Here is a 5,308-nt window from a genome sequence, read left to right on the forward strand (position 1 = left end):
CCGGCGTCGAGACCTCGCGCGGCCGGATCGGCGCCGGCAAGGTCGGCATGGCGGTGGCTGGTTCTTCGTCGCGCGTCGCGGCGATGGCCGGACTGCGCCTGCCGATCGAAAGCCACGTGCTGCAGGCCTTCGTTTCCGAAGCGATCAAGCCGTTGATTCCGGGCGTCATCACTTTCGGCGCCGGCCACTTCTATGTCAGCCAGTCCGACAAGGGCGGCCTGGTCTTCGGTGGCGATCTCGACGGCTACAACTCCTACGCCCAGCGCGGCAACATGCCGGTGATGGAGGATGTCTGCGAGGGCGGCATGGCCATCATGCCGATGATCGGCCGCGTGCGCATGCTGCGGCAGTGGGGCGGCATCATGGACATGTCGATGGACGGCTCGCCGATCATCGATAAGTCGCCGGTCGACGGCCTCTACCTCAACGCCGGCTGGTGCTATGGCGGCTTCAAGGCGACGCCGGCATCGGGTCTCGTCTTCGCCCATCTCCTGGCGCGCGACGAGGCGCATCCGGAGGCCGCGCTGTTCCGGCTCGACCGATTCCGCCGCGGCGCGATGATCGATGAAAAGGGCCAAGGTGCCCAGCCGAACCTTCACTGAAAAGCGAGACTGGCGGAATGCGTATTGCATGTCCCTTCTGCGGCGAACGCGAAAACGGCGAGTTCACCTATCTTGGCGATGCCGCGCCCAAACGGCCCAACTTCGCAGTCGATGGCGGGGAGAGTCCCGAGCGTATCGAGGATGCCTTCTACGACTACGTCTACCTGCGCGACAATGTAGCGGGTGTGATGCGCGAATATTGGTACCACGGCGGCGGCTGTCGCTCCTGGCTGGTGGCCGAGCGCAACACGGTTACCCATGAATTCATTTCCGTGACGGCGGCTCCGGGTGCGGGCGCTGCCTCAGCGGTGAGGGCAGGAGAATGACCATGTCTGGCTATTCGCAATCCGAGCCGCTCGCCAGGACTGCGCCGATCGAGGCTAACGTTCGCAAAGGGGCTAAGCCCGCTAGCCAGTCACACCGGCTGCCCAGTGACGGCATCATCGACCGCCGGTCGCCGCTCCAGTTTTCATTCGACGGCAAGACCATGACCGGGTTTGCCGGGGACACGCTGGCTTCCGCGCTCGTCGCCAACGGCGTCAAGCTCGTGGGGCGGTCGTTCAAGTATCACCGCCCGCGCGGCATCGTCACCGCCGGCTCGGAGGAGCCGAGCGCGCTCGTCGAGATGCGCACCGGCGCCCGACGCGAGCCGAACACGCGGGCGACCACGCAGGAACTCTATGACGGACTGATCGCAAACAGCCAGAACCGCTGGCCGTCGCTGCGTCGCGACTTGATGTCGATCAACCAGTTGTTCGCCCCGATCTTCGTCGCGGGCTTCTACTACAAGACCTTCATGTGGCCGGCGAGGTTCTGGGAAGCGATCTACGAGCCGATGATCCGCCGCGCTGCAGGCCTCGGCAACAGCGCCGAATTACCGGACCCAGACCACTACGACAAGGCATGGGCTCACTGCGATGCGCTCGTGGTCGGTGCCGGTCCCGCCGGCCTGTCGGCGGCGCTTGCCGCCGGCCGGGCCGGGTCGCGCGTCATTCTCGTTGAAGAAGACTCCCTGATCGGTGGCCGTCTGCTCAGTGACGGCGGCGAGATCGATGGCCTGGACGCCAGGGAATGGCTGCGTCGCGCGACTCGCGAACTCGTTTCTTTGCCCAATGTGCGTATCATGACCAGGACTGCCCTTTTCGGCGTCTATGATGGTGGCACTTACGCAGCGCTCGAGCGCGTCAGCGACAACGTCGCTATGCCGGATCGTCATCAGGTGCGGCAGCGGATTTGGCGCATCGTTGCCAAGCGCTCGGTGGTGACCGCCGGCGCGATTGAGCGGCCGATCGTTTTTTCTGGCAACGATCGGCCAGGCGTGATGATGGCATCCGCCGTCCGCACCTATGTCAATCGTTTTGCGGCTCTGCCAGGTAAGCGTGTGGCGTTGTTTACCAACAATGACGATGGCTGGCGCACGGTCGAGACCATCGAGCGGGCAGGTGCCCACGTCGTGGCGGTAATCGACCCTCGGCATGAGGTGCCGGTGCAATACCAGAGGCTTGTCGATACTTACGATCTGCGCGTGCTCGCCGGGGTCGTCTCCGACGTCAAGGGCGGCGTTGACGGTGTGCGCAGCATCCTCGTGACCAACGACAAGAACGGCCTAACGCAGCGTATAGATACGGACTGCCTTGCTGTTTCGGGAGGGTGGAACCCGAATGTCGGTCTGTCTTGCTTCCATCGCGGCAAGCCGATCTGGCGCGAGGATATTGCGGCCTTCGTGCCGGGCAACGCGCCGAAGGGGATGGCCACGGCCGGTGCTGCCAATGGTGAGCTCTCGCTCGGCGCCTGCCTCCGCGATGGGCACAGCGCGGGTGCCAGGGCGGCGGCCGAATGCGGCGCTGCCGGGAAGCCGGGAGAGGCATCGAAAGCCGACGATGAGGCCTATTCCATAACGCCGCTCTGGCATGTCAAAGGCAAGGGCAAGGCGTTCGTCGATTTCCAGCACGACGTCACCGCATCCGATGTGACCTTGGCGCAGCGGGAAGGCTTCGAGAGCGTCGAGCATCTGAAGCGTTACACCACGCTCGGCATGGCGACCGACCAGGGCAAGACGTCCAACATCAACGGCCTCGCGATCATGGCGGAAGCAAGCGGCCGCACCATTCCTGAGACCGGCACGACGATCTACCGTCCGCCATACGCGCCCGTCGCCATTGGTGCTTTCGCCGGTCACTACCGCGACGAGAATTTCCATGCCACCCGGCTGACGCCATCGCATCATTGGGCCGCCAAACAGGGTACAGTGTTTGTCGACACAGGCCTCTGGAAGCGCGCGCAATGGTATCCGCGCGCCGGCGAGAAAGACTGGTTGGAATCGGTCACCCGCGAAGTGCTGGCCGTGCGCAACGGTGTCGGCTTCTGCGACGTCTCCACGCTTGGCAAGGTCGACGTGCGCGGCGCGGACGCCGGCACTTTCCTCGATCGGGTCTATATCAACGCCTTCTCCTCGCTCGCAGTGGGCAAGGCGCGCTACGGCCTGATGCTGCGCGAAGACGGCATCGTCATGGACGACGGCACGACCTCGCGCCTAGCCGAAGACCATTATTTCCTGACGACGACTACGGCCAAGGCCGGTCCGGTAATGCAGCATCTCGAATTCTGTCGGCAGGTGCTGTTCCCGGAACTCGATGTGCAGCTGACCAGCGCCACCGACCAGTGGGCGCAGTTCTCGATCGCCGGGCCGAACACGCGCAAACTGCTGCAGGCCCTGGTCGATCCGTCGGAAGATCTGACGAACGAGGGCTTCCCGTTCATGGGCGTCCGCGAAGTCAAGCTGCGCGGAGGCGTGACCGCTCGCCTATTCCGCATCTCGTTCTCCGGCGAAATGGCCTTCGAGATTTCGGTTCCGGCCCGCTACGGCGCGGCGATGGCCGAGAACCTGATGATCGCTGGCAAGCCCTACGGGGTTACGCCCTACGGCACCGAAGCGCTCGGCGTCATGCGCATCGAGAAGGGGCATGTCGCAGGACCCGAACTCAATGGCACAACCACGGCCGATGATCTCGGTCTCGGCAAGATGATGTCCAAGAAGAAGGACTTCATAGGTCGCGTCATGGCTGGGCGCGAGGCATTGACGGCCCCGAGCCGCCAAGTTGTCGTCGGGATAAAGCCAGTCGACCGGGCACGCCGCTTGCGTTCCGGCGCCCACGTCATACCCAAAGGAGCGATTCCAGGTCCGCAAACAGACCAGGGCTACGTTACATCGGTCTGCTTCTCGCCGGTGCTCGACCAATGGATCGGCCTTGGTCTTGTCGAACGCGGACGCGAGCGAACCGGCGAGATCGTCGGCATCCATGACCCGCTGCGGAGCGAGGACTACGAGGCCGAGATCTGCAGCCCCATCTTCTACGATCCCGAAGGAGTGCGCCAGCGTGGCTGATTTTTCGTGGAACACCCAATCGCCGCTGGAGCGCGCGCTCGTCCCAGGTCACCATGGCGTGACCGGTACGCAAGTCGGCGTGATGCTGGAAGAGGTGCGCGACATCAGCATTGTTCAGGTCATGGCTCGGCGCGGCAAAGTGGTCGAGACAGTTAAGGCAGCCAAGAAGGTGTTTGGCGTCGAGCCGCCGAGCACTCCGGGCACGGCGGCGGGTCGGTATGCTACGCTGATCTGGTCAGGCCCAGACCAGTTCATCGCCTTTTCTGCACGTTCGGAGGAGAATCACTTTTCCAAACTGTCGGATGCCTTTGCCGGCGTCGCATCGCTCTCCGATCAGTCGGATGGGCGCTGCCTGATCCGGATTGGCGGACCGCGCGTCCGTCAGGCGCTGGCGAAGTTTTGCTCGCTGGATCTGGATGACCGGGCGTTTCCTTCGGGCGCTGCGGCGACAACCTCGATCGACCACACGGCGACGAATATCTGGCGCGAGGTTGATGGCGCGGACGGGCACGCCGTCTTCCACATCCTCGTTTTCACCAGTTTCGCCGACAGCCTTTGGCATACGATCCAGGATGCCGCCGTTGAGTATGGGGTTCAGGCATCGTTAGCTCACGCCGCATAGTCCTGCGAGGCCGATTGCACCTCGGCTGAGACAACGCATTTCGACGAGGCTGTTCGCCGTTGCGTGTTGATCGCGCAGCGGCGTTGTACTGCTACCGTGCTGATTTGACTTGGAGCAATTCCAGGAAAAATGCGTAGCGGTTTCAGTCTGGAGTTGCGTCAAAGCAATGAGATATGAACGCTTTAGCGACATCCTGGCAACGGCCAAAAAAGTCTTGGCACATCGTGCCAAGACTTGAGGGGCGCTCCGTGATCTTGCGCCTTGGGGAGTACGGATTTCCCTAAGGCGTATCGATCTTCAGGTGATGCCGGCCAGCAAACGCCGATTTCCTGCGCTTCCGGCCTTCGCCGGCCGAAGCACTCGTTAAATGAGAGTTGCGTAGCAGTCAGGGCTACGGCCGGCATAGTCCGGTGCTCACGTACTTTGGGTACGCCCCGCTCCGGCCTTCGCCGGCCGAAGTCCTCATAAATGTCTCCGTCCTATGAAGGCTACGGCCGGCGTAGGCCGGTTCTCGAAATCCGGCATTTTCGGCGCGGCCTGACCTGGACCTCAACACGCCTTAGAACAGGCCTTCGATCTGGCCTGCCTCGTTGAGGAAGATCTTTTCCGAGGACGGCGCCTTGGGCAGGCCGGGCATGGTCATGATCTCGCCGCAGATGATGACGACGAAGCCGGCGCCGGCCGAGAGTCTCACCTCGC

Annotated in this window: 5 protein-coding genes; 4 read left to right on the plus strand and 1 reads right to left on the minus strand. The window is 63.3% G+C overall.

All coding sequences use genetic code 11. The annotated features are described in order from the left end of the window. From RFM40_RS33135 to RFM40_RS33150, 4 genes are all read left to right on the plus strand, one after another. Positions 1–602 (plus strand): FAD-dependent oxidoreductase (locus RFM40_RS33135; protein WP_320279015.1); only part of this gene is annotated, 602 nt, incomplete at its 5' end. A gap of 17 nt (positions 603–619) precedes the next feature. Continuing rightward, entirely contained in the window at positions 620–928 is a 309-nt protein-coding gene (locus tag RFM40_RS33140; protein WP_320227097.1) for a sarcosine oxidase subunit delta, read from the plus strand. Then, entirely contained in the window at positions 925–3,987 is a 3,063-nt protein-coding gene (locus RFM40_RS33145) for a sarcosine oxidase subunit alpha family protein (protein WP_320279016.1), read from the plus strand. Before RFM40_RS33140 ends, RFM40_RS33145 begins: the two co-directional genes overlap by 4 nt. Beyond that, entirely contained in the window at positions 3,980–4,609 is a 630-nt protein-coding gene (locus RFM40_RS33150; protein ID WP_320279017.1) for a sarcosine oxidase subunit gamma, read from the plus strand. The genes RFM40_RS33145 and RFM40_RS33150 overlap by 8 nt, the downstream gene beginning before the upstream one ends. A 559-nt stretch (positions 4,610–5,168) precedes the next feature. Here RFM40_RS33150 and RFM40_RS33155 read toward each other — a convergent pair. Beyond that, on the minus strand, positions 5,169–5,308 hold a 140-nt coding region (locus RFM40_RS33155; RefSeq protein WP_320279018.1), incomplete at its 5' end, for a formate--tetrahydrofolate ligase.

Source organism: Mesorhizobium captivum, assembly GCF_033977165.1.
Classification (GTDB): domain Bacteria; phylum Pseudomonadota; class Alphaproteobacteria; order Rhizobiales; family Rhizobiaceae; genus Mesorhizobium; species Mesorhizobium captivum.